Source organism: Citrobacter sp. Cu096 (genome assembly GCF_030332285.1).
In the GTDB taxonomy this organism is placed as follows: domain Bacteria; phylum Pseudomonadota; class Gammaproteobacteria; order Enterobacterales; family Enterobacteriaceae; genus Citrobacter; species Citrobacter meridianamericanus.
This window is the reverse complement of record NZ_JAOWID010000026.1, coordinates 61,962-84,615: the sequence shown is the minus strand read 5'-3', so window position 1 is coordinate 84,615 and position 22,654 is coordinate 61,962. Positions and strand designations below refer to the sequence as shown.

The window sequence follows — 22,654 nt, the reverse complement described above, 5'->3', positions numbered from 1 at the left end:
TTAGCCTACCAGAAAGATAAAAAAAGCGCGGATAGTCCGCGCTTTTTTATGCGACACGCAGAAATTACTTCGCTTTACCCTGGTTCGCAACGGCAGCTGCTTTTGCGGCGATCTCGTCAGCGTTACCCAGATAATAGTGTTTGATTGGTTTGAAGTTTTCGTCGAACTCATACACCAGTGGTACACCCGTCGGGATGTTCAGTTCGAGGATCTCATCTTCGCCCATGTTATCCAGGTATTTCACCAGCGCACGCAGGGAGTTACCGTGAGCGGCGATAATCACTCGCTCACCGCTTTTCATGCGCGGCAGGATGGTTTCATTCCAGTAAGGGATAACGCGATCGATGGTCAGCGCCAGGCTTTCGGTAACCGGTAACTCGTTGTCGGTCAGCGTCGCATAACGCGGATCATGACCCGGATAGCGTTCGTCATCTTTAGTCAGTTCCGGTGGGGTGACCGCAAAGCCGCGACGCCATTGCTTAACCTGCTCGTCACCGTATTTTTCCGCAGTTTCCGCTTTGTTCAGCCCCTGCAGCGCGCCGTAATGACGTTCATTCAGTTTCCAGGATTTCTCAACTGGCAGCCAGGCCTGATCCAGTTCATCCAGTACGTTCCACAGGGTGTGGATGGCACGTTTCAGCACAGAGGTATATGCAAAATCGAAGCTATAGCCTTCCTCTTTCAACAGTTTACCTGCTGCTTTCGCTTCGCCCACGCCTTTCTCGGACAGATCAACGTCATACCAACCGGTAAAACGGTTCTCCTTGTTCCACTGACTTTCACCGTGACGTACCAGAACCAGCTTAGTTACAGCCATACACTCACTCCTATAAATCATATTGAATGATAATAATTCTCATTATATTGCCGTAATGCGTCAGCGGCAATCCTTACGCATAACCATAGCGAAAATAGCGCCACAGTGTAAGGTTCTTGTGAACTCAAGGTTGCAATTTTGTCTTTGAACGGTGGGGATTTGAACGGTTCTACTGTGATAAACAAGCAACAGGCCCGATTCGTTACGTCATCGGGCCTGGGAGGGGGAACGATTAAGCTGGTATAAACCGGTATTCCGTCACGCTGGTGTACTCTTCGCCAGGACGCAGGAAGCAGTCTGGCTGCGGCCATTCCGGATGGTTCGGGCTGTCCGGCAGGAACTCGCTTTCCAGCGCCAGACCTTGCCAGTCGGCGTAGGCGTCAGGACCACGGGATGGCGTACCGCCGAGGAAATTTCCGGAATAAAACTGCAAAGCCGGGGCAGAGGTGTAGACCTCCATCTGCAGTTTTTCATCCTGTGACCACAGATTCGCGATCGGTTTGCGGCTATCGCCTTGCGCCTGTAGCAAGAAAGCGTGATCGTAACCTTTTACTTTCCGCTGATCGTCATCGGCCAAAAATTCGCTGTCGATAACTTTCGCCACACGGAAATCGAACGAGGTACCAGCCACCGGCTTCAGTCCGTCGTGTGGGATACCCATTTCATCCACCGGCAAGTACTCGTCAGCGAAGATCTGCAGCTTATGTTGACGGACATCGGTTGTATCACCGTCGAGGTTGAAATAAACGTGGTTGGTAAGATTCACCGGACAGGGCTTATCGACCGTGGCGCGGTAGGTGATCGAAATACGATTATCGTCAGTAAGGCGATACTGCGCGGTCGCGCAAAGATGGCCAGGAAAGCCCTGGTCGCCATCTTCAGACGTTAGGGCGAACAGCACCTGACGGTCATTCTGATTGACTATCTGCCAGCGACGTTTGTCGAAACCGTCCGGCCCGCCGTGCAGCTGGTTGTTGCCCTGGCTTGGTATTAATTCAACGGTTTCACCGGCAAAAGTATAGCGGCTGTTGGCGATACGGTTAGCGTAGCGACCAATCGACGCCCCCAGAAATGCAGCCTGTTCCGGATATTGTTCCGGGCTGGCGCACCCGAGTAATGCTTCGCGCACGCTACCATCACTCAGCGGAATACGCGCAGAGAGCAGGGTCGCGCCCCAGTCCATCAGCGTGACCACCATCCCTGCGTCATTGCGCAGGGTAATCAGGCGAAACGGCTGACCGTCCGGAGCCTGCACAGGGATTTCGTTTAACATTGTCCGGCTCCTTGTGAAGGTTTGCAGACGTAGAATGTTTCTTTGATACCGGTTTTTGCTTCGTATTGCTCAGCGACAGCTTGTTGCACGGCAGGCACCAAATCTTGCGGGATCAGCGCCACGATGCAGCCGCCGAAGCCGCCGCCAGTCATACGTACACCGCCTTTATCGCCGATGGTCGCTTTGACAATTTCAACCAGCGTATCAATTTGTGGCACGGTGATTTCAAAGTCATCGCGCATTGAGGCGTGAGATTCCGCCATCAATTGTCCCATACGCAGCAGGTCGCCTTTTTCCAACGCCTGCGCGGCTTCAACGGTACGCGCATTTTCCGTGATGACGTGGCGGACGCGTTTGGCGACAATCGGATCCAGCTCGTGGGCGACAGCGTTAAACGCTTCAAGACTGACATCACGCAGCGCCGGTTGCTGGAAGAAACGAGCGCCGGTTTCACACTGTTCGCGACGGGTGTTGTACTCGCTGCCGACCAACGTGCGTTTAAAGTTGCTATTGATGATCACCACCGCCACACCTTCCGGCATGGAGACAGCTTTGGTGCCCAACGTACGGCAGTCGATCAGTAGCGCATGATCTTTCTTGCCAAGCGCGGAGATCAGCTGATCCATAATGCCGCAGTTACAGCCGACAAACTGGTTTTCAGCTTCCTGGCCATTCAGGGCGATTTGTGCGCCGTCGAGCGGCAGGTGATAGAGCTGTTGGAATACCGTACCCACAGCGACTTCCAGCGAGGCGGAAGAGCTAAGACCTGCGCCTTGCGGGACATTACCGCTGATCACCAGATCCGCACCGCCAAAGGCGTTACTGCGTTTTTGTAGATGCTTCACCACGCCACGCACGTAGTTCGACCACTGCTGGCTGTCGTGGGCGATAATCGGCGCATCGAGAGAGAACTCATCAATCTGATTGTCGTAATCAGCGGCGATCACGCGAACTTTTCGATCGTCGCGCGCGGCACAACTGATGACAGTTTGATAGTCGATGGCGCAGGGCAGAACGAAGCCGTCATTATAATCGGTGTGTTCGCCGATCAGGTTTACGCGACCCGGTGCCTGAATAGTATGGGTGGCTGGGTAGCCAAACGTTTCTGCAAACAGAGATTGTGTTTTTTCTTTCAGACTCATTATTTAAACTCCGGATTCGCGAAAATGGATGTCGCTGACCGCACGCAGTCGTTCAGCCGCTTGTTCTGCCGTCAGGTCACGCTGGGTTTCCGCCAGCATTTCATAACCGACCATAAATTTACGCACGGTCGCGGAACGCAGCAGCGGCGGGTAAAAGTGCGCGTGTAACTGCCAGTGTTCGTTTTCTTCACCGTTGAACGGCGCGCCGTGCCAGCCCATAGAGTAGGGGAATGAGCACTGGAACAGGTTGTCGTAACGACTGGTCAGTTTTTTCAGCGCCAGCGCCAGGTCAGCACGCTGTTCATTGGTCAAATCAGTGATACGCAGCACATGCGCTTTCGGCAGCAGCAGCGTTTCGAACGGCCACGCGGCCCAGTAAGGCACAACCGCCAGCCAGTGCTCAGTTTCTACGACCGTACGACTGCCGTCCGCCAGTTCGCGCTGGACGTAATCAACGAGCATCGGTGCGCCCTGTTCAGCGAAGTACGCTTTCTGCAGGCGATCTTCACGTTCGGCTTCGTTGGGCAAAAAGCTGTTGGCCCAAATTTGACCGTGCGGGTGCGGGTTAGAGCAGCCCATCGCCGCGCCTTTATTCTCAAATACCTGCACCCAGGGATAGGTTTTTCCTAACTCTTCAGTCTGTTCCTGCCACGTCTGTACAATTTCTGTCAGCGCAGGGACGCTGAGTTCCGGCAGCGTTTTGCTGTGATCGGGCGAGAAGCAAATCACGCGACTGGTACCGCGTGCGCTCTGGCAACGCATCAACGGATCGTGACTGTCCGGCGCGTCCGGGGTATCTGACATGAGGGCCGCAAAGTCATTAGTGAAGACATAGGTCCCGGTGTAATCCGGGTTTTTGTCGCCGGTAACGCGCGTATTGCCAGCGCACAGAAAGCAGTCCGGGTCATGCACAGGCAGTACCTGCTTAGAAGGAGTTTCCTGCGCCCCTTGCCACGGACGTTTGGCGCGATGCGGTGAAACAAGGATCCACTGCCCGGTGAGCGGGTTAAAACGGCGATGTGGGTGATCGACAGGATTGAATTGCGTCATGATTGGTCCTTAATCCGAATATCCCTGTGGGTGGCGTGACTGCCAGTGCCATGTGTCTTGTGCCATTTCATCCAGCGTGCGGGTCACGCGCCAGTTGAGCTCGCGATCGGCTTTGCTGGCATCAGCCCAGTAGGCCGGAAGATCGCCATCACGGCGCGGGGCGAAATGGTAATTAATCGGTTTACCGCAGGCTTTGCTGAAGGCATTGACCACGTCCAGCACGCTGCTGCCGATGCCTGCGCCAAGGTTGTAAATATGCACACCCTGTTTGTCCGCCAGTTTTTCCATTGCGACAACGTGACCGTCGGCGAGATCCATCACGTGGATGTAGTCGCGAACGCCGGTGCCATCTTCAGTAGGATAGTCGTTGCCAAATACGGCAAGGGACTCGCGGCGACCCACGGCAACCTGTGCGATGTAAGGCATCAGGTTGTTGGGAATACCCTGAGGATCTTCCCCCATATCCCCTGATGGATGCGCGCCAACCGGGTTAAAGTAGCGCAACAAAGCAATGCTCCAGTCGGGTTGGGCTTTTTGCAGATCGGTCAGGATCTGTTCCACCATCAGCTTACTTTTGCCGTACGGACTCTGCGGCGTGCCGGTGGGGAAGCTTTCAACATAAGGAATTTGCGGCTGATCGCCATAGACGGTCGCGGAGGAGCTGAAAATGAAGTTTTTCACGTTGGCGGCGCGCATGGCGTTTACCAGACGCAGAGTTCCATTGACGTTGTTGTCATAGTACTCCAGCGGCTTGGCCACGGATTCTCCAACGGCTTTTAACCCGGCAAAATGGATGACCGTGTCAATGGCATGATCGTGCAGAATTTCGGTTATCAGCGCTTCGTTACGGATATCTCCTTCCACAAAAGTCGGATGCTTACCACCTAAACGCTCAATGACGGGCAGAACGCTGCGCTTGCTGTTGCAGAGATTATCCAGGATCACCACCTCGTGACCGTTTTTCAACAACTGCACGCAAGTGTGGCTTCCGATGTAACCGCTACCACCTGTAACCAATACTCTCATAATTCGCTCCGTTAAGCCTATGGTATGCAATAACCATAGCATAACAAAGATGCGAAAAGTGTGACATGGAATAAATTAGTGGAATCGTTTACACACTGGCGTTTTCACATATTTGCAGTGGTTATTTTATTTTAAATCATTACGTTAGGTTGTTATCTCAGCGTTTGTCTGAAAAAAAGACAGAAAAAAGGGCGTATTCAAACGCCCTGGTATGAAAATTAACGCAGTGATGTTTGTTGATAGGTGTAGATATCGCCCTCGGGCACAAACTCCAGACGGTGGGTAATGCAGGCTGGGGCATCTTCGGCGTGATGAGAGACGAACAACAGCTGAGTTTCGCCTTGACCGATCAGCACATCTACAAAACGACGAATCAGTTGGCGATTGAGCGGATCTAACCCTTGCAAAGGCTCGTCAAGAATCAACAAGGTAGGGTGTTTAACCAGCGCGCGAACAATCAGCGCCAGCCGCTGTTGACCCCAGGAAAGACTATGGAATGGCGCATCCGCAGTACGTTTATCGATGCCAAGGATCTCCAGCCACTGTTGTACCAGTTTGTGCTGCCTGTCGGAGACGGCCTGGTAAATGCCAATTGAATCAAAATAACCGGAGAGAATAACGTTGCGTACGGTCGTACTCACCCGATAATCCAGATGCAGACTGCTGCTGACGTAGCCGATGTGTTTTTTGATATCCCAGATAGTTTCACCGCTACCCCGACGGCGGCCAAACAGCGTCAGATCGTTACTGTAGCCCTGGGGATGATCGCCGGTGATTAAACTGAGCAGGGTTGATTTTCCCGCACCGTTGGGGCCGACGATTTGCCAGTGCTCGCCTGGGTTTACCTGCCAGCTCATATGATGAAGGATAGGGCGATCGTTATACGAGACGATGCCATTGTTAAGTACAATTCGTGGCTCGTTATCTGACAACGTGCGGCGCACCGAAGGTTCATCCGGTTCGGGTAACTGAATACCTTCCAGTCGTTCGCTATGGGCAAGTTGAGCGATTAATGCCTGTTGCAGAAGGTCGGCTTTCGCGCCGGTTTCTGTCAGCGTGCAATCGGCAAGCACGCCGGCAAACTGCACGAACTCGGGAATTTCATCAAAGCGGTTAAGCACCAATATTAACGTAAAGCCAGCCTGGTGCAGGTCAGCGAGCAGTTCTGCTAACTGGCAGCGGGATGCCACATCCAGCCCGTCAAAGGGCTCATCGAGGATCAGTAAATCCGGTGCGGACATTAACGCCTGGCAAAGCAGAGTTTTACGTGTTTCTCCGGTCGAAAGGTATTTGAAACGCCTGTTGAGAAGGGCAGAGATGCCAAACTGCTGAGCCAATGTAGCGCAGCGGGCGGGATCGCTGATCTCATCCTGAATGATTTCTGCGGTGGTGCGCCCGGTGTCATCTTCACCGGGGCTGAGAAGATCGGTGTTGTTTCGCTGCCACTCGTCGCTGACCAGCTTCTGGAGCTGTTCAAAGGAGAGTCGGGTGATACGCGTAAACTGACAGTGGCGCTCGCCTTTCAGCTGCGGTAATTCCCCTGCCAGCGCGCGGGCCAGCGCAGATTTCCCGCTACCGTTAGAGCCAACAAACGCCCAGCTATCACCCGCGTTTAACGTCAACGCATCTAACTGGAGCGTTTTTGTGTCGCTAAGACGAAACGTGCCTTGCGAAATTTGCAACGATGACATTTTGTATCCCATTATTTGCAGCGATTAATAACAGGGATACGTGTTCTTCAAGCTGATGTCAATCACTCAGCATAGTGTGGCGATAATCACCCTGTCAGCATTGAAAAAAGCAGTGACGTTCGCGCCTTCCTGCAGCGTCGCACTATTTTCTGTCGGAATGGTTGCACACAGTGTCTGGCCGTCTGGCAGCGTCATCAATACCTCGCACTGTTCTGCGCCGCGTTCGATATGGCTGATCGTGCCCTGCAGCTGGTTGTCGGCAGCCTGAGCGATAGCGTCATCCTGGGTAATTCCGACCCACGGCGCTTTCAGCAGAATCAACACCTCTTTGCCTTCATCAAGGCCCAGACGCTCGCCGCTTTGTGCCGTGATCGCCACCTTCAGGCGCGTTTCGCCATCGGCCAGCAGGACGTCGACATGCTGCTGTACCAGGGAGTGATCGCGGGCGGTAATCGTGCCAAACCACTGGTTACGGGCGCTGGTTTGCAGCGAAAAGCGAGAAATTGCCGCCAGCAGGCTGTTAAGTGGCAGCGCATCATCATCACTCAAAACATCAAAGGCTTTTTGTTGGATTTGCGCCAGCAAATCGTACAGCTGGATTAAACGTTGGCCGTAGCGGGTTAACACCGCGCCGCCGCCGCCTTTACCGCCTGTGGCACGCTCAACCAACGTCTGCTCGCTGAGCTGGTTCATTTCGTTAATTGCATCCCAGGCACTTTTGTAGCTGATGCCTGCATCCTTCGCGCCCTGACTGATGGAGCCGGAAAGCGCAATGTGCTTCAGCAGAGAAATGCGACGGGGATCGGCAAACAGTTTTTGCTGAAGTTTCAGCGTAAGAAGGATTTCGGCCTGCATCACAAGCTCCTGGCAAAAAAAGGTATTGTGACGGAAAACCATGCCTGAGCAAAGCCGACCGCACAAAAGGGGAGTGCTTTTCTGCGTTATGGGGTTAGAATACAGCTAAGGACTATATCTGGAGTTGACCATGTTAGAGTTATTGAAAAGTCTGGTATTCGCCGTAATCATGGTACCTGTGGTAATGGCCATTATTCTGGGTCTGATTTACGGACTGGGTGAAGTGTTCAACATTTTCTCCGGTATCGGTCAGAAAGACCAGCCCAGACAGAATCATTGATTCCCCAAACGCCCGCTCAGTCGGGCGTTTCTATTTTTTCGCCTTTCTGTTTGTTTTCTCTGACTGCCGTTTCTCAAGATCCTGCTTTCCCTGCCGATATTTTCTTTGTGTAACCTCTAATTGGTATCAATAACCTCTAGGAAAATCCTGGTTTACTCGTTATATTTGCGACTACATAACGAAACGCAAAGGAGTTACAGATGGCACGTACATGGTTACCCTTGTTTGCAGGGGCAACACTTTCTCTTACCGTTGCCGGGCATGTGCTGGCGGATGAAGGAAAAATTACCGTTTTCGCAGCGGCATCATTGACCAACGCGATGCAGGATATTGCAACGCAATACAAAAAAGAGAAGAACGTTGACGTCGTCTCCTCTTTTGCTTCTTCTTCCACACTGGCGCGCCAGATTGAAGCCGGTGCACCAGCCGATCTATTTATTTCTGCCGATCAGAAGTGGATGGACTACGCGGTAGACAAAAAGTCGATTGATAGCGCAACGCGTGCAACGTTGTTGGGTAACAGCCTGGTGGTTGTGGCACCGAAAGCGAGTGAGCAGAAAGCGTTTGCCATCGACAGCAAAACCAACTGGACCAGTTTGTTGAACGGTGGACGTCTGGCCGTTGGCGATCCAGAACATGTTCCAGCAGGCATTTATGCCAAAGAAGCGCTGCAAAAACTGGGTGCATGGGATACCCTTTCCCCAAAACTGGCGCCTGCTGAAGACGTACGGGGGGCGTTGGCGCTGGTTGAACGTAACGAAGCGCCGCTGGGGATTGTTTATGGTTCCGATGCCGTCGCCAGCAAGGGCGTAAAAGTAGTTGCGACTTTCCCGGAAGATTCGCACAAAAAAGTGGAATACCCTATCGCGATTGTTGATGGCCACTCCAACGCAACGGTTAGCGCGTTCTATGATTACCTGAAAGGACCGCAGGCTGCTGAAATCTTTAAACGTTATGGATTTACGACCAAGTAATGATACTGACCGATCCTGAATGGCAGGCCGTTATATTGAGCCTGAAAGTTTCTTCCCTGGCCGTGTTGTTTAGTCTGCCATTTGGGATCTTCTTTGCTTGGTTACTGGTGCGATGCAAATTCCCGGGCAAAGCGCTGCTCGATAGCGTGCTGCATTTACCGCTGGTACTGCCGCCTGTGGTGGTGGGGTATCTGCTGTTGGTCTCTATGGGACGGCGTGGATTCATCGGCGAATGGCTGTATGACTGGTTTGGCATCACCTTTGCCTTTAGCTGGCGTGGTGCCGTGCTGGCCGCTGCGGTGATGTCCTTCCCGCTCATGGTGCGGGCTATTCGTCTGGCGCTGGAAGGTGTCGACGTCAAGCTGGAGCAGGCCGCTCGTACGCTGGGCGCCGGACGCTGGCGCGTCTTTATGACTATAACGCTACCGCTGATGCTACCCGGCATTATTGTTGGTACGGTGTTGGCGTTCGCCCGCTCGCTTGGCGAGTTCGGTGCAACAATTACCTTTGTTTCCAATATACCTGGCGAAACCCGCACTATCCCTTCGGCGATGTATACCCTGATCCAGACTCCGGGCGGCGAAAGCGCGGCGGCAAGATTATGTATCATATCCATTGTATTAGCGCTGATTTCGCTGCTGATTTCTGAATGGCTGGCGCGTATTAGCCGTGAGCGGACGGGGCGATAATCATGTTGGAACTTAATTTCACACAGACGCTGGGGACGCACTGTCTGACGCTCAACGAAACGCTGCCCGCCAGTGGGATCACCGCGATTTTTGGCGTTTCAGGCGCGGGGAAAACCTCACTGATTAACGCCATCAGCGGTCTGACACAGCCGCAGTCCGGACGCATCGTGCTCAACGATCGGGTATTAAACGACGTTGAGAAGGGTATCTGCTTAACGCCTGAAAAACGCCGGGTGGGTTATGTTTTTCAGGATGCGCGTCTGTTCCCGCATTATAAGGTGCGCGGCAATCTGCGCTACGGCATGGCGAAAAGCATGGCCGGACAGTTTGATAAGCTGGTGGCGTTGTTGGGCATTGAACCGCTGCTTGATCGTCTGCCCGGCGGGCTTTCCGGTGGTGAAAAGCAGCGTGTCGCCATCGGTCGGGCGCTGCTGACCGCACCTGAGTTATTGCTGCTTGATGAGCCGCTCGCCTCGTTGGATATTCCGCGTAAGCGTGAACTGCTGCCTTACCTGCAACGTCTGGCACGCGAAATTAATATTCCGATGCTGTACGTCAGCCACTCGCTGGATGAAATTTTGCACCTGGCCGACAAAGTAATGGTGCTTGAAAGCGGGCAGGTCAAAGCGTTCGGTTCGCTGGAAGATGTCTGGGGCAGCAGCGTGATGCACCCGTGGCTGCCGAAGGAGCAGCAAAGCAGCATTCTGAAAGTCAGCGTACTGGAACATCATCCACACTATGCGATGACCGCGCTGGCGCTTGGCGATCAGCATTTGTGGGTCAATAAACTGGATCAACCACTGCAAACCGCGCTGCGTATTCGTATTCAGGCCTCTGATGTTTCGCTGGTGCTACAACCGCCGCAGCAGACCAGTATTCGTAACGTGCTGCGGGCGAAGGTCGCGCAGTGCTATGACGATAACGGTCAGGTGGAGGTTCAGCTTGAAGTGGGTGGTAAAACGCTGTGGGCGAGGATCAGCCCATGGGCCAGGGATGAACTGGGGATCAAACCCGGCCAGTGGCTGTATGCCCAAATTAAGAGCGTGTCGATTACTGCCTGATTACAGCAGGTGGGAATAGATAAATTTCGCGATGCTGTCGGTGGTGTTATCACCAATCACGATATTGGCGCGGGCTTTGACCGCGTCGTCCGCATTACCCATAGCCACGCTAGTGCCTGCGGCTTCCAGCATGCTGATATCGTTAAAGTTATCGCCAAAGGCAATGACGTTTTCCATTGACCCCCCCTGGGCTTCAATCCACTGGGTCAGGCGCCGTCCTTTGCTGTTGCCTTTACGGGCAATGTCGACCTGATCGTGCCAGGACCATTCACACTCCAGTCCCAGCTGTTGTTCAACATGCTTACCAAACTGTTGCAGTTTCGGAATATCTTCGTCGGTCAGGGCAAATTTCCAGACGGCGTTGACGTCATGCGCAGCCTTCGCCAGCGAAGGCACCTGGGTGAAGGTTGGGCGCTGCTCCGGCGGCAGGGTTTGCGCCCAGTTAGCGGTACGCACCACATGCCCGGTTGGGCGCTCATACAGCATGGCTTCATCCACATACATCAGCCCGTGGATCTGATGCTCATCCAGCATGTCGATCAGCTGTAATGCCTGGTCTACCGGGAGGGGATCGGATTCCAGTACCTTTTTTGCTTGATAATCATACAAGTAGGTGCCGTTGCAGCAAATTGCAGGTGTATCCAGCTCCAGTGCCTGATAAAAAGGATGAATAGCAACGTGATGGCGACCTGTGACAATGATAAGTTGGTAGCCTGCTTCTCTGGCGCGCGAGAGCGCTTCGAGAGAGGATGGCAGCAAGGTTTTTTTCGGGGTCAGCAACGTACCGTCTAAATCCAGGGCAATCACGCGTGCGGTCATAGGTTTTTCCAGATTAAGGTTGAGAATTTTGTCTGCTGGAATGGTACACCGAGACGGGAGCCGGACAAAATTCTGAGCCTTAATTAAGCATTCACCGTTAAAAGCGTCTACCTTAGGCGTGTGTCAGGCAATTGCTGCCACCTGCCAAAAAGCAAAGGAGTATTCATGAAGCAAACCGTTTATACCGCCAGCCCTGAAAGTCAGCAAATTCATGTCTGGAGCCTGAATCACGAGGGGGCGTTGACGCTGACGCAGGTGGTTGATGTGCCGGGTCAGGTACAACCGATGGTCGTCAGCCCGGATAAGCGCTATCTCTATGTTGGCGTGCGCCCGGAGTTTCGCGTGCTGGCTTATCGTATTGCGCCTGATGACGGTGCGCTAACCTTCGCGGCAGAGTCTGCGCTGCCGGGTAGCCCGACCCATATTTCTACCGATCATCAGGGGCGTTTCGTGTTTGTTGGCTCTTATAACGCGGGCAGCGTAAGTGTTACCCGCCTTGAGGATGGACTGCCGGTAGAGCTGGTTGATGTGGTTGAAGGTCTGGACGGTTGCCACTCGGCCAACATCTCACCGGATAACCGTACCCTGTGGGTTCCGGCGTTGAAACAGGATCGTATTTGCCTGTTTGACGTCAGCGATGATGGCCATCTGGTCGCGCAGGAACCGGCTGAAGTGACTACCGTGGAAGGCGCGGGCCCGCGTCATATGGCGTTCCATCCGAATAAGCAATATGCCTACTGTGTGAACGAGCTGAACAGCTCTGTTGATGTCTGGGAGCTGAAAGATCCGTACGGCAAGATTGAGTGCGTGCAGACGCTGGATATGATGCCTGCTGATTTCTCAGACACCCGTTGGGCGGCAGATATTCACATTACACCAAATGGTCGTCATCTGTACGCTTGCGATCGCACTGCCAGCCTGATTACGATCTTTAGCGTGTCAGAAGACGGTAGCGTGCTGACGAAAGAGGGTTTCCAGCCTACCGAAACTCAGCCGCGTGGTTTTAATATCGATCACAGCGGAAAATACCTGATTGCTGCCGGGCAAAAATCGCACCATATCGCGGTGTATGAGATTGCAGGTGAACAAGGACTGTTGACAGAGAAAGGTCGCTACGCGGTAGGGCAAGGTCCAATGTGGGTGGTGATTAACGCGTACTAAAACGCGCTGGCGTTACAAACGATCCGCAATCTGGTAAAGGTTGCGGATTTTTTTTTATTTAATGAGCGGTAGATTTTCCTGACATTCAGCAACGGATGTCCAAAGGCTATCTTTGTCATCTGACCATAAATTCAGCAGAAGGGAGAAAAATCGCTCAGCGGGAGGGGAGAGAATAGCGTCCTTACGGCGAATAATCCCCAGCGTACGTCTAATGACAGGCTCAACCAGGGGGATCCCTATCAGCGTTGGATGCGGCGTTTGCGGCATGGCAAGTCCTGGTAACGCGGAAACGCCCAATCCCGCCTCAACCAGGCCCAGCGAGGTGGACAGATGGCGGACTTCGTAAAACCAGTTCAACTTCCACGGTTTATCAGTTAAATATTGTTCAATCAATAATCGGTTACCGCTTGAGGAGCGAACGCCTATCAGTTTGTAATTCAGTAATTCTTGCCATTCTACCAACTGTTTATTGGCGAGCGGATGGTCGCGCCGACAGGCCAGAACAAACGGTTCATTAACCAGTGGAGTGAACTCGATAGAGGAATTTGTGATGTTGTTCATGTTTATCCCAAAATCAGCCTCGTTGCAAAGTACGGATTCCATACAATTATTCGTACCTTGTTCAATAATTCGCACTTTGATATTGGGATACAGCTCATTAAATTTCCCGATTGCCAATGGTAAGAAATAGAACACGGCGGTAGGAATACAAGACAATGTCACTATGCCATGATGGTGAGCATTCATTTCACTAATGCTAAAAATGGTTTCATCTAAGGCTCTAATTAATTCTCTGGCTTCAGGTAATAATCTTTCCCCCGCTTTTGTTAATGTAACTTTGCGAGTTGTTCTTTCAAAGAGTTGAGTGTGTAAATACTCTTCCATCTTTTTAATCCTGCGTGTTAATGCAGGTTGCGTAATATTAAGTAACTTGGCGGCATTGTTAAAAGAATCGGACTCTGCCAGTGTGACAAACGCCTTCATGCTTGATAATTCGTGTTTCATTCTGACTCCGGACTAAATCGGGGAAGCCCCTGCCTATGATGAAAGCGTCCAGTGTATCTGCAATTCTTAAATTTCAATTAATAAAAATAAATCATTAATCTCGTAAACAAAGTCATTAGCCACCCTATTCATGACATGCAACCATGTACTCAGTGGAAATAATATTGAGAGCATAATCATGAAAAAAATACCTTGCGTTATGATGCGCGGAGGAACCTCCAGAGGTGCATTTTTATTAGCACAAGATCTACCGGAAGAAGAAAAGCTGCGTGATGAAGTATTGATTAAAATTATGGGTTCTGGCAATGCGCTGGAAATAGACGGTATTGGCGGTGGCAATCCGTTAACCAGCAAAGTCGCGATTATTAGTCGTTCAAATGACCCGAAAGCTGATATCGATTATTTATTTGCGCAGGTATTGGTGCATGAGCAACGGGTCGATACCACGCCGAACTGCGGTAATATGCTTTCCGCCGTTGGCGCGTTTGCTATTGAAAAGGGACTAATTAATGCCGCAATGCCGACAACGCGCGTTCGTATTCGCAATGTAAACACCAACACGTTTATCGAAGCTGATATACAGACGCCGAACGGTGTTGTGGAGTATGAAGGAACATCAAAAATTGACGGTGTCCCGGGCACATCTGCCCCGATTGCGCTGACGTTCCTCAATGCCGCAGGTTCTAAAACTGGGCAAATCTTCCCGACAGGTCAGCAGATTGATTATATCGACTCCGTTCCCGTGACCTGTATGGATATGGCGACACCAGTGGTGATTATTCCTGCTGAATACCTGGGGAAAACGGGCTATGAATCCGCGCAAGATTTAGATGCAGACCGCGAATTATTATCGCGCATTGAGTCTATTCGTTTACAGGCCGGTGAGGCTATGGGTCTGGGGGATGTCAGCAATAAGGTTATCCCTAAACCTATTCTCATCTCGGCACCCCAGCACGGTGGCGCAATTAATGTTCGTTATTTTATGCCGCACTCTTGCCATAAAGCACTGGCAATTACCGGGGCGATAGCGATCGCCAGCAGTTGTGTCATTAACGGTACTGTTACGCTTCAGGTAACACCAGGCACGCATGACGGGAATATCACTATAGAACATCCTGGTGGGGCCCTTGATATTCATTTAACTAATGAAGGGGATGAACCTGCAACCCTCAGAGCTTCGGTTATTCGTACCGCCAGGAAAATATTCGCTGGTGACGTTTACCTTCCCTGACAGCATTGACCTCATTTTGCTGTGATTACGGAAAATCGAAAAGAATTCTGTACTTAATATACAGATTATCCAGGACTCAAAAATGAACGTTAAATCATTATGGAAGCTAATATTAATATTAGCCATCCCCTGTATTATCGGTTTCATTCCTGCCCCTGCGGGATTAAGTGAACTGGCATGGGTGCTTTTTGGTATTTATCTTGCTGCGATTGTCGGGCTGGTGATCAAACCGTTTCCTGAACCGGTGGTATTATTGATTGCCGTTGCCGCCTCAATGGTGGTTGTCGGAAATTTAGGCGGCGGCGTACTTAAAACCAGCAGCGTGCTGAGTGGCTATGCTTCCGGTACGACATGGCTGGTTTTCTCTGCGTTTACTTTAAGCGCTGCTTTTGTGACGACGGGGCTGGGTAAGCGCATTGCCTATATTCTGATCGGTAAAATAGGTAACACCACGCTTGGCCTGGGATACGTGACTGTGTTCCTTGACCTGGTATTAGCCCCGGCAACACCGTCAAATACGGCGCGCGCGGGTGGCATTGTATTACCCATCATCAATAGTGTTGCGGTGGCGTTAGGCTCTGAGCCGGACAAGAGCCCACGTCGCGTCGGTCATTACCTGATGATGACGGTGTATATGGTCACTAAAACAACCAGCTATATGTTTTTTACTGCGATGGCCGGAAACATTCTGGCATTAAAGATGATCAACGATATCTGTCACTTGCAGCTGAGCTGGGGGGGATGGGCGCTCGCGGCTGCGCTGCCTGGATTAATCATGCTGTTATTGACGCCATTAGTTATTTATTTTATGTATCCACCTGAAATTAAAAAGGTAGATAACAAAACTATTGCTAAGGCCGGGCTTGAGGATTTAGGGCCAATGAAAGGGCGCGAAAAAATGCTGCTGGGCATTTTCGTCCTCGCGCTATTAGGATGGATCTTTAGTAAAACTCTCGGTGTTGATGAATCTACGGTAGCGATTGTCGTAATGGGAACAATGCTCTTATTTGGCGTAGTTACCTGGGATGATGTGGTTAAAAATAAGGGCGGTTGGAATACCTTAATCTGGTATGGCGGTATAATCGGTTTGAGTTCTCTGTTATCAAAAGTGAAGTTTTTTGACTGGTTAGCTGAACTTTTCAAAAATAACCTCGACTTTGGTAACCACGGGAATATTGCGTTCTTTGTGATTCTTTTTTTGAGCATTATTGTTCGTTATTTCTTTGCCTCTGGTAGCGCCTATATTGTGGCCATGATGCCGGTATTTGCCATGTTGGCGAATGTATCCGGGGCTCCACTGATGTTAACTGCATTGGCATTGCTCTTTTCTAACTCTTACGGCGGTATGGTTACCCATTATGGCGGTGCTGCGGGACCGGTTATTTTTGGCGTCGGGTATAACGACATCAAATCGTGGTGGTTGGTTGGCGCAATGCTGACGTTTTTGACGTTCCTCGTCCATATTACGCTGGGTCTTTGGTGGTGGAATATGTTGATTGGCTGGGACATGCTCTAACTAAATCACATCGTTCATTGGTTGTCTGTGCTCAGGTGAGAATACAGCAATGTGGAGTATCTAATGATTAAATTATATGAGAAAGGGATTTATCTCTCCGGTAATAATGAAATTATCGCTGAGGATGAGGTGTCTGAGTCTATCTGTAAAGAAGAGGCGAAAAAAGGAACTATCGCGTGGTCGATTCTCTCAGCGCATAATACGTCCGGTGACATGAATAAGCTTAAAATTAAGTTTGATTCATTAGCTTCACACGATATTACCTTTGTCGGGATTATTCAGACCGCTAAAGCATCAGGGATGGAGCGCTTTCCATTACCGTACGTTCTGACCAACTGCCATAACTCATTATGCGCGGTAGGGGGAACCATTAACGGTGACGATCATATGTTTGGCCTGTCGGCGGCACAACGATACGGCGGAATCTTTGTGCCGCCACATATTGCTGTCATCCATCAGTACATGCGCGAAATGATGGCTGGTGGCGGCAAAATGATCCTCGGTTCAGACAGCCATACGCGTTACGGCGCATTAGGTTCGATGGCGGTGGGGGAAGGGGGCGGTGAGCTGGTTAAACAGCTGTTAAACGATACCTGGGATATTGATTATCCTGGCGTTGTGGCCGTTTATCTGACCGGCAAGCCTGTAGCGGGCGTAGGTCCCCAGGATGTGGCCTTAGCTATCATTGGCGCGGTATTTAAAAATGGCTACGTCAAAAATAAGGTCATGGAGTTTGTCGGCCCTGGCATTCGGCATCTTTCAACGGATTTTCGCAACAGCGTTGATGTGATGACCACCGAAACTACCTGTCTAAGCTCCGTCTGGCAAACGGATGATGACACTCGCAGTTGGCTGGCATTACACGGTCGCGAACAGGATTATCGCCCGCTCAAACCGCAGCCGATGGCCTGGTACGATGGGTGCATTTATGTCGATCTGAGTGCGATTAAGCCGATGATTGCGCTGCCATTTCATCCAAGTAATGTCTATGAGATTGCTACACTCAATGAAAATCTGACGGATATTCTCCGGGAGATTGAAGTTGAATCTGCGCGAATCGCGCAAGGTAAAGCCAGCCTGGCGTTACTGGATAAAGTGGAGAATGGACGCTTAAAAGTGCAGCAAGGTATCATTGCCGGATGCTCGGGAGGCAACTATGAAAATGTGATTGCTGCGGCACAGGCATTACGTGGTCAATCCTGTGGCAATGATGCTTTCTCGCTGGCAATCTATCCCTCTTCACAACCAGTGTTTATGGATTTAGCGCAGAAAGGCGTCGTTGCGGATTTGCTGGGGGCGGGAGCCGTCATCAGAACCGCGTTCTGTGGCCCATGCTTTGGTGCGGGCGATACGCCAATCAACAATGGTCTTAGTATCCGCCATACCACGCGTAACTTCCCCAACCGCGAAGGTTCGAAGCCGGGCAACGGGCAAATGTCCGCCGTTGCGCTGATGGATGCACGTTCGATAGCGGCAACGGCCGCCAACGGGGGATACCTCACTGCTGCAACGGAGCTGGACTGCTGGGATGCGTTGCCAGACTATGCGTTTAACCCTGCGCCTTATAAGAGCCGCGTATACCAGGGCTTTGTCAAAGGGGCCACGCAGCAGCCGCTCATTTATGGCCCGAATATTAAAGACTGGCCGGAGCTGGGCGCATTAACGGAAAATATTCTGCTGAAAGTGGCCTCAAAAATCCTTGATGATGTGACAACGACGGATGAGCTTATTCCGTCCGGAGAAACCTCTTCGTATCGTTCCAATCCTTTGGGATTGGCTGAATTTACACTTTCCCGACGCGATCCCGGCTATGTTGGCAGAAGCAAGGCGGTCGCTGAACGGGAAAAACAACGTCAGGCGGGTGACGTTAGCGAACTGGCGTCCGTTTTCGCACGCATCCAGCAGATTACTGGTCAGGAAAATATGCAACCATTGGAGACTGAGATTGGCAGCATGATTTATGCCGTCAAGCCTGGAGATGGTTCTGCACGCGAGCAGGCGGCAAGCTGTCAGCGAGTGATCGGTGGATTGGCAAATATCGCCCAGGAATATGCCACCAAACGTTACCGTTCCAATGTGATCAACTGGGGTATGTTACCGCTACAAATGGCAGAGAAACCCTCTTTTGAGGTCGGGGACTATATCTATATTCCTGGTATTCGCCGTGCGCTGGATGCGTGCAGCCGCGAGATAAAAGCGTACGTTCTTCATGATGATGGCGCAGTGAGTGAAATCAGCTTGTATATGGAAAGCCTGACCGCCGAGGAGCGTGAAATTATTAAAGCGGGGAGTTTGATTAACTTTAATAAATCGCGTTTGGTGTAACACCATAAAAAAGGTCGCCAGCGTCAATATGGCGACCTTTTTTTATTCAGGCATTACTGTTTCGGCTCGGCAACCACTTTGCTACCGATGCCGCGGTTGTTGTATTCCCACATGCGGTTGAAGTTGGTGTCGTTCAGGTTGCGCTGGATTTCACCTTTGTCATTTTCCGCACCGGTATTACCAGCAAATGGACGCTTCGCGATAACACTGTCACCCCATGGTTTGGCCATGTTGAAACCTTCGTTGATCACGCTGTCGCGGATAACGACCTGACCATTAGTGTTCGAATCGACATCCAGCGAACGGCCTAACTGTGCCACGCCATCGCCACTTGCCGTGAAGCGGCTATTAATCGCCAGGAAACCGTAATAGATGTTTGACAGAGTAGCCGGTGCAAACACATAGGCTTCCTTCTGTGTGCGGGAGTTCACTACGCGGAAATCGGTGTTCTCGAACACCACTGCGCCGCGACCGGAAACAATATCCACATCACCTTCAATGTAGCTGTTGGTTACCAGCGTACGTGGTTGACGATCGTTTTCCAGACGGTTTTGTACACCGCTGTTGGTCACGAAAAACGTATTCTGGCGGCCAAGAATGTTGACCTTGTTGATCTGCACTTTATCGCCATCGGTACGCAACGCAACGGCCGGGTGGTTACCCGCATCAACGCTGTCACCCAGATTGTTTTCGATGGTCAGATTCTGCAATTGCAGGCCGTTATTCTGCGACCAGACGACAGCAGAACACATCACGCCAATATTCGCGCCGCGTTTGTTCTGGCAATTATCAAACATATACCACGCCGGTTTGCCTGGCATATATTTACCGCCCGGGTTCACCGCATGGCGCCAGTCTGCAGGACTCATGTCACCGTCAATGGCCAGGCCAATTTTCACATCCAGTGGTTTTTCGCCCATGCCGTACAGCGTCAGGCTACCCGTTGCAGCCGGGATATAAACCGTACCCTGATATTCACCTGGCAAAATCGCGATGTACTGACGTTTGTTAGTACGTTTGATGATTGCCGCATCCACTGCCGCCTGAATGCTGGTATGGGTGATGCCCTGAGTCCCTGCCGGGCCGACAACAAAGTCAGGTTGCGCAGGCAGAGAAATAGCAGAAGGGCTCCACGGCTGAGTATTTGGCGTCAGCGCGGAAAAATAGTGTGCAGCGACGAAATTTTTCGCTTCATTGGCCGACAGAATCGGGCGCGAGGAGGTACCTGGCGCGCTCTGATCGGAAGGAATTTGATCGGGCGGTGTAGAGCTACAGGCGGTCAGCGTCACGCCAAAAGCCATTGCCAGCGCCAGACGGGAAACTGATGAAATATTCACAGGTTGCTCCGGGCTTTGAAAGTTATCCATTGAAGCCTGCTTTTTTATACTAAGTTGAGCGAAACGGAAAGGCGAAAAGGTAAAAAGTTGTTTTTTATAGCAGCAATAGCGGATGTGGAGCGTTCTGAAGTCACAATTAAATAACATTTATCGCCCTTCAGGTTGACAACATCCGCAGGATCTCAATAAATGTCTATACAACCTATGACAAGTGGTGAGTGGAATGCAGCAATTTTTCCCTGATGATGCCATCTGGCGTAATGTCCGCCTGGCGACCATGGTTCCTGAACGTAATACCCCGTATGGGCTGGTGGACGATCATGCGCTGATTATTCGTCAGGGCAAAATTCGCGCTATCGTGCCGGAATCCTCATTATACCGTACACATGACAATACCTTTGATATGCAGGGCAGATTGATTACGCCGGGTCTGATTGACTGCCATACACATCTGGTCTTTGGTGGAAACCGCGCAGGCGAGTGGGAACAACGGCTCAACGGGGCCTCTTACCAGCAGATAAGCGCCCAGGGCGGGGGGATCAATGCCACCGTATCAGCGACTCGCAGCGCCACGGACGAACAACTTTTACACGTTGCCCATCAGCGGATGGACCATCTGATCAACGAAGGCGTTACGTTGCTGGAAATTAAATCCGGTTACGGTCTGGATTTGCAGACAGAAGAGAAGATTTTACGCGTGGCGGCGGGGCTGGCGGCGGAAAATATCGTGGAAATAAGTCCGACGCTGTTGGCTGCGCATGCGACTCCAGCGGAATTCAGGGATGATCCTGACGGCTATATTACGCTGGTGTGCGAGACCATTTTGCCGCAGCTGTGGGAACAAGGTTTGTTTGAGACCGTCGATCTGTTCTGTGAAAGCGTCGGATTTAACCTCGCGCAGAGTGAACGGGTATTTCAGGCCGCACAGGCGTTGGGCATTCCGGTTAAGGGTCACGTTGAACAGTTGTCGCTGCTCGGTGGCGCGCAGTTGGTCAGCCGCTATTACGGGTTATCCGCCGATCATATTGAATATCTGGATGAAGCGGGCGTCGCGGCGATGAGCCAAAGCGGCACGGTCGGCGTGCTGCTGCCCGGCGCGTTCTATTTCCTCAAAGAACAGCAGCGCCCGCCGGTAGAACTGCTGCGTCAATATCAGGTCCCAATGGCGGTGGCGACGGATTTCAACCCCGGCACCAGCCCATTTATCAGCCTGCACTGGGCGATGAACATGGCCTGCGTCCAGTTTGGTTTAACGCCGGAGGAAGCATGGGCTGGCGTAACTCGCCATGCGGCCCGGGCGCTGGGGCGTCATGCCACTCACGGACAACTGAAGGCCGGGTTCGTGGCCGATTTTGTGGTGTGGGATGCGACTCTTCCTGTCGAGATCCTGTATGAGCCTGGGCGTAACCCACTCTACCAGCGCGTATTCCGAGGACAACCATCATGATGAACTGGCATCCCGCTTCTCCCGCGCTTTGGCAAGGTCGTGATGACCGCGCTGAATCGCCAACTGCGCTGCGCCTGTTTCAGACCATCACGCTCAGTGCAGCGTTTAGCCCTGAAAACTATCGCGAGCAGATAGCGCTATTGGGATTTGCCTGCGATGAAGGCGTGAAACGTAATCAGGGACGCACGGGCGCCGCCGGAGCCCCCGATGCACTGCGCAAAGCGCTGGCAAATTTAGCCAGTCACCACGGTCATGATCGGCTGGTGGATCTGGGTAATATTGTGGCGCAGGCTCCCGATCTCGAGGGCGCGCAGCAGGCGTTACGCCATGCTGTGCAACGCTGCCAGCAGGCTGAAATGCGCACCTTCGTGTTGGGTGGGGGGCATGAAACCGCCTTTGCCCACGGCGCGGGTGTGCTGGATGCTTTCCCGCGCTCAACCGTAGGTATCGTTAACCTCGATGCCCACCTGGATTTACGTCATGCTGACCAGGCGACTTCTGGTACGCCTTTTCGCCAGTTGGCTCAGCTCTGTGATGCACAGCAGCGTGAATTTCATTACGCCTGCTTTGGCGTTAACCGCGCCGCCAACACTCAGGCGTTGTGGGATGAAGCGCAGCAACGCAATGTTACCGTGGTGGAGGATCTGCACTGTCATAACGCGCAGGCGCAGATGGCGCAGTTCATATCAAGCGTCGACGTTATCTATCTGACTATCGATCTCGACGTTTTGCCGGTCTGGGAAATGCCTGCGGTGTCCGCTCCTGCCGCGCTGGGTGTACCGCTGTCTACATTGCTCAGGCTGATTGAGCCGCTTTGTCGCAGTGGTAAATTACAAGCGGTGGACATGGTTGAATTTAATCCCCGTTTTGACGATGATGGCAACGCGGCGCGCGTTGCGGCGCGGCTTGGCTGGCAAATCGCACACTGGTGGCACTGACGTGCCTGATAACGTTA

The 22,654-nt window shown here is 51.9% G+C and carries 20 protein-coding genes; 10 read left to right on the top strand and 10 right to left on the bottom strand.

Translation table 11 applies throughout. The features are described 5' to 3' along the window. Window positions 1-64: 64 nt before the first annotated feature. From gpmA to modE, 7 genes are all read right to left on the bottom strand, one after another. The gene (gene gpmA, locus OGX99_RS11655) at window positions 65-817 is read right to left on the bottom strand and encodes a 2,3-diphosphoglycerate-dependent phosphoglycerate mutase (protein ID WP_151219570.1); all 753 of its coding nucleotides are present in this window, start codon (window positions 815-817) and stop codon (window positions 65-67) included. A gap of 232 nt (window positions 818-1,049) precedes the next feature. Further along, window positions 1,050-2,090 (bottom strand): galactose-1-epimerase, encoded by a 1,041-nt coding sequence (gene galM / locus OGX99_RS11650; protein ID WP_151219571.1) that lies wholly within the window; start codon window positions 2,088-2,090, stop codon window positions 1,050-1,052. After that, window positions 2,084-3,232, bottom strand: coding sequence for a galactokinase (gene galK, locus OGX99_RS11645; RefSeq protein ID WP_151219572.1), 1,149 nt, complete (start codon window positions 3,230-3,232; stop codon window positions 2,084-2,086). The genes galM and galK overlap by 7 nt, the downstream gene beginning before the upstream one ends. 3 nt (window positions 3,233-3,235) lie before the next feature. Beyond that, window positions 3,236-4,282 carry a galactose-1-phosphate uridylyltransferase gene (gene galT, locus OGX99_RS11640; protein WP_286543639.1) on the bottom strand — a complete coding sequence of 349 codons (1,047 nt, stop codon included), beginning with the start codon at window positions 4,280-4,282 and terminating at the stop codon, window positions 3,236-3,238. A 9-nt stretch (window positions 4,283-4,291) separates the two neighbouring features. Continuing rightward, the gene (gene galE / locus OGX99_RS11635; RefSeq protein ID WP_151219574.1) at window positions 4,292-5,308 is read right to left on the bottom strand and encodes a UDP-glucose 4-epimerase GalE; all 1,017 of its coding nucleotides are present in this window, start codon (window positions 5,306-5,308) and stop codon (window positions 4,292-4,294) included. Between the two features lie 218 nt (window positions 5,309-5,526). Then, window positions 5,527-6,999: a molybdate ABC transporter ATP-binding protein ModF gene (modF, locus tag OGX99_RS11630; protein WP_151219575.1), complete on the bottom strand. Its 1,473-nt coding sequence runs from the start codon at window positions 6,997-6,999 to the stop codon at window positions 5,527-5,529. Window positions 7,000-7,065: 66 nt separating this feature from the next. Next, a complete protein-coding gene (gene modE / locus OGX99_RS11625; RefSeq protein ID WP_151219576.1) occupies window positions 7,066-7,854 on the bottom strand; it encodes a molybdenum-dependent transcriptional regulator in 789 nt (262 codons plus the stop codon). A 130-nt stretch (window positions 7,855-7,984) separates the two neighbouring features. Between modE and OGX99_RS11620 the strand changes: the two genes are divergently transcribed. From OGX99_RS11620 to modC, 4 genes are all read left to right on the top strand, one after another. After that, window positions 7,985-8,134 carry an AcrZ family multidrug efflux pump-associated protein gene (locus OGX99_RS11620; protein WP_286543638.1) on the top strand — a complete coding sequence of 50 codons (150 nt, stop codon included), beginning with the start codon at window positions 7,985-7,987 and terminating at the stop codon, window positions 8,132-8,134. A 200-nt stretch (window positions 8,135-8,334) separates the two neighbouring features. Further along, a complete protein-coding gene (gene modA, locus OGX99_RS11615; RefSeq protein ID WP_187259455.1) occupies window positions 8,335-9,108 on the top strand; it encodes a molybdate ABC transporter substrate-binding protein in 774 nt (257 codons plus the stop codon). After that, complete coding sequence (modB, locus tag OGX99_RS11610) at window positions 9,108-9,797, top strand: molybdate ABC transporter permease subunit (protein WP_003023032.1); 690 nt, start codon at window positions 9,108-9,110, stop codon at window positions 9,795-9,797. Before modA ends, modB begins: the two co-directional genes overlap by 1 nt. 2 nt (window positions 9,798-9,799) lie before the next feature. Next, window positions 9,800-10,858 carry a molybdenum ABC transporter ATP-binding protein ModC gene (modC, locus tag OGX99_RS11605; RefSeq protein WP_151219577.1) on the top strand — a complete coding sequence of 353 codons (1,059 nt, stop codon included), beginning with the start codon at window positions 9,800-9,802 and terminating at the stop codon, window positions 10,856-10,858. Here modC and OGX99_RS11600 read toward each other — a convergent pair whose 3' ends face one another. After that, complete coding sequence (locus tag OGX99_RS11600; RefSeq protein WP_286543635.1) at window positions 10,859-11,677, bottom strand: pyridoxal phosphatase; 819 nt, start codon at window positions 11,675-11,677, stop codon at window positions 10,859-10,861. Between the two features lie 165 nt (window positions 11,678-11,842). On the opposite strand from OGX99_RS11600, the gene pgl reads away from it, so the two are divergent. Next, window positions 11,843-12,838: a 6-phosphogluconolactonase gene (gene pgl / locus OGX99_RS11595; RefSeq protein ID WP_187252774.1), complete on the top strand. Its 996-nt coding sequence runs from the start codon at window positions 11,843-11,845 to the stop codon at window positions 12,836-12,838. Window positions 12,839-12,892: 54 nt separating this feature from the next. Here the strand turns inward: pgl and OGX99_RS11590 are convergent, their stop codons facing one another. Then, window positions 12,893-13,843: a LysR family transcriptional regulator gene (locus OGX99_RS11590; protein WP_187260168.1), complete on the bottom strand. Its 951-nt coding sequence runs from the start codon at window positions 13,841-13,843 to the stop codon at window positions 12,893-12,895. A gap of 178 nt (window positions 13,844-14,021) precedes the next feature. Here OGX99_RS11590 and OGX99_RS11585 point away from each other — a divergent pair, with 178 nt between their 5' ends. The 3 genes from OGX99_RS11585 to OGX99_RS11575 all read left to right on the top strand — a co-directional run bounded on the left by OGX99_RS11585 (window position 14,022) and on the right by OGX99_RS11575 (window position 18,915). Next, the gene (locus OGX99_RS11585; protein ID WP_286543632.1) at window positions 14,022-15,074 is read left to right on the top strand and encodes a 4-oxalomesaconate tautomerase; all 1,053 of its coding nucleotides are present in this window, start codon (window positions 14,022-14,024) and stop codon (window positions 15,072-15,074) included. Window positions 15,075-15,156: 82 nt separating this feature from the next. Next, window positions 15,157-16,590: an anion permease gene (locus OGX99_RS11580; protein WP_286543628.1), complete on the top strand. Its 1,434-nt coding sequence runs from the start codon at window positions 15,157-15,159 to the stop codon at window positions 16,588-16,590. Window positions 16,591-16,653: 63 nt separating this feature from the next. Beyond that, entirely contained in the window at window positions 16,654-18,915 is a 2,262-nt protein-coding gene (locus OGX99_RS11575) for a hydratase (RefSeq protein ID WP_151219582.1), read from the top strand. 53 nt (window positions 18,916-18,968) lie between these two features. Here the strand turns inward: OGX99_RS11575 and OGX99_RS11570 are convergent, their stop codons facing one another. After that, window positions 18,969-20,252: a putative acyl-CoA thioester hydrolase gene (locus tag OGX99_RS11570; protein ID WP_286543624.1), complete on the bottom strand. Its 1,284-nt coding sequence runs from the start codon at window positions 20,250-20,252 to the stop codon at window positions 18,969-18,971. 223 nt (window positions 20,253-20,475) lie between these two features. On the opposite strand from OGX99_RS11570, the gene hutI reads away from it, so the two are divergent. Both hutI and hutG read left to right on the top strand, forming a co-directional pair. Then, window positions 20,476-21,699, top strand: a complete 1,224-nt coding sequence (gene hutI, locus OGX99_RS11565; RefSeq protein ID WP_286543622.1) for an imidazolonepropionase — start codon at window positions 20,476-20,478, stop codon at window positions 21,697-21,699. After that, the gene (hutG, locus tag OGX99_RS11560; protein ID WP_286543619.1) at window positions 21,696-22,637 is read left to right on the top strand and encodes a formimidoylglutamase; all 942 of its coding nucleotides are present in this window, start codon (window positions 21,696-21,698) and stop codon (window positions 22,635-22,637) included. Before hutI ends, hutG begins: the two co-directional genes overlap by 4 nt. The last annotated feature ends 17 nt before the right edge of the window (window positions 22,638-22,654 follow it).